This window comes from Embleya sp. NPDC025285, from assembly GCF_055558835.1.
Window position 1 is genome coordinate 1 of record NZ_JBVHLU010000257.1, and the last position, 2,562, is coordinate 2,562.

Below are 2,562 nucleotides of genomic sequence, written 5' to 3' on the forward strand. Positions count from 1 at the left end.
CAACTCGACAACAGCGGCATCGAACGCCTCCGCGAACACCGGGAAGCGATCGTGCAGCTCACGCCCCATCCCGACCCGCTGACTCCCCTGCCCACTGAACAACAACGCCAGCCGACCGTCGGCGCTCGCCGGGCCCGTCACCACGCCCGATGCGGTCTCCCCGCGCCCCAGTGCCTGGAGGCTGTGCAGGAGTTCGGCCGAATCCGCGGCGGTCAGCACGGCCCTCTCCGGCAACGTCGCGCGTGCGGTCGCCAGCGTGTGTGCGACATCGGGCAGCGCGAGCCCGGACTGTTCCCGCAGGAACGTCGCGAGGTTGCGCGCCTGCGCGTACAGCGCCTCGGCGGTGTGGCCGGAGAGCACCCAGGGCAGCGCGGCGACGTTCGTCCGAGCCGCGACCCGGGTGGCGCCTGAGGGCGGTTGGTCGCCCGGCAGGTCGGCGGGCGCGGTGTCGGGGGCCTGTTCCAGGACGACGTGCGCGTTGGTGCCGCTTATGCCGAACGAGGAGACCGCCGCCCGACGCGGGCGACCGGTGACCGGCCACGGCATGGCCTCCGCGAGCAGCCGTACGGAGCTCGCGGCCCAGTCCACGTGCGGTGTCGGCTCCGCCACGTGCAGCGTCGGCGGCAGCACGCCCTCGCGCATCGCCTGGACCATCTTGATCACGCCGGCCACGCCCGCCGCGGCCTGCGTGTGCCCGATGTTCGACTTCACCGAGCCGAGGTGGACCGGGTGTTCCGCCGGCCGGTCCCGACCGTAGGTCGCGATCAGGGCCTGGGCCTCGATCGGGTCGCCGAGCGCGGTACCCGTCCCGTGGCCCTCGACCGCGTCGACATCCTGCGGCGACAGGCCGGCGGCGGTCAGCGCCTGCCGGATGACGCGCTGCTGGGACGGGCCGTTGGGCGCGGTCAGGCCGTTGCTCGCGCCGTCCTGGTTCACCGCGGAACCGCGGATGACGGAGAGCACGCGATGCCCGTTGCGCACCGCGTCCGACAGGCGCTCCACGACCAGGACGCCGACGCCCTCGGCCGGGCCGAATCCGTCGCCGTCCGCCGAGAACGCCTTGCAGCGGCCGTCCGCCGCCAGGCCGCGTTGGCGGCTGAACTCGACGAACAGTCCCGGTTCCGACATCACGGTCACGCCGCCGGCCAAGGCCATCGAGCACTCCCCGCCGCGCAGCGCCTGCACCGCCAGGTGCACCGCGACGAGCGACGAGGAACAGGCGGTGTCCACGGTGACCGCGGGCCCCTCGAAGCCGAAGGTGTACGCGACCCGGCCGGAGCCGATGCTCGGCGTATTGCCGGTGCCCAGGTAGCCCTCCAACTCCTCCGGGGCCCGGTCGAGTCGACTTGCATACCCCTGCGCGACCAGCCCGGTGTACACGCCGGTCCGGCTGCCGCCGAGGGTGTCCGGCGAGATGCCGGCGTGTTCGAGGGCCTCCCAGGAGGTCTCCAGGAGCAGCCGCTGCTGGGGATCCATCGCCAGCGCCTCGCGCGGGTTGATGCCGAACAGTTCGGCGTCGAACCGGTCGGCGTCGTGCAGGAAACCACCGGAGCGGGTGTAGCTGGTGCCCGCGTGATCGGGCTGCGGGTGGAAGAGGCCCGCGAGGTCCCAGCCGCGGTTCGCGGGAAACTCGGAGATCGCGTCCCCACCCGCCATGACCAGGCGCCACAGATCGTCGGCGGAGCGAACGTCCCCGGGAAAGCGGCAGGCCATGCCGATAATCGCGATCGGCTCGTCGGCGCCGGTCGCCCCCGGCGCCGATGTCGCGGCGACCACGTTCGGCTGCGCACCGGGCAGTTCGGCGCCGAGGTGCCGGGCCAGCGCGGTCGGGGTCGGGTAGTCGAAGACCAGGGTGGCGGGCAGCCGCAACCCGGTGTCGGCGGTGAGGCGGTTGCGCAGTTCGACCGCGGTCAGCGAGTCGAAGCCGAGGTCCTTGAACCCGCGGTCGGCGGCGACGGCCGCCGGGTCACCGTGGCCGAGCACGGCGGCGACATGCGTACGGACCAGTTCGAGGAGCACGCGGAAGCGGTCGACCGGCGCGAGCGCGGCGGTCCGCCGCTGCCAGGTCGACCCGCCCGTACCGGCGTCGGTCGCCGCGACCCGGCGAGCCGGGCCGCGAACCAGGCCGCTGAACACGCCCGGCAGCGCGCCCGTCCCGGCCAGGGCGCGCAGCGCGGCCGGGTCCAGGCGCAGCGGCACCAGAAGCGCCTGCGGGAGGGCGCGAGCGGCATCGAAGAGCCGCAGTCCGAGTGGCGCGGCGAAGGGCAGGATGCCGCCGCGCGCCATCCGGTTCAGGTCGTCACGGCCGAGGTGGCCGGTCATCCCGGTGGCCTCTCCCCACAGTCCCCACGCGAGCGAGGTGCCCGGCCGACCCGTGCCCTGCCTGTGGGTGGCGAGCGCGTCCAGGAAAGCGTTGGCGGCGGCGTAGTTGGCCTGGGCCGGTCCGCCGAAGACACCGGCGATGGACGAGAAGAGGACGAAGGCGGAGAGGTCGTGGTCGGCGGTGAGTTCGTGCAGGTTGACCGCGCCGTCGACCTTGGATCGCAGGACCCGCTCCAGACG

The 2,562-nt window shown here is 73.7% G+C and carries 1 protein-coding gene; it reads right to left on the reverse strand.

Features of this window, described 5'->3' with window-relative positions; all coding sequences use genetic code 11:
• The coding region (locus ACZ4FV_RS52010) for a type I polyketide synthase (RefSeq protein ID WP_465328453.1) at window positions 1-2,562 on the reverse strand (2,562 nt) is incomplete at both ends.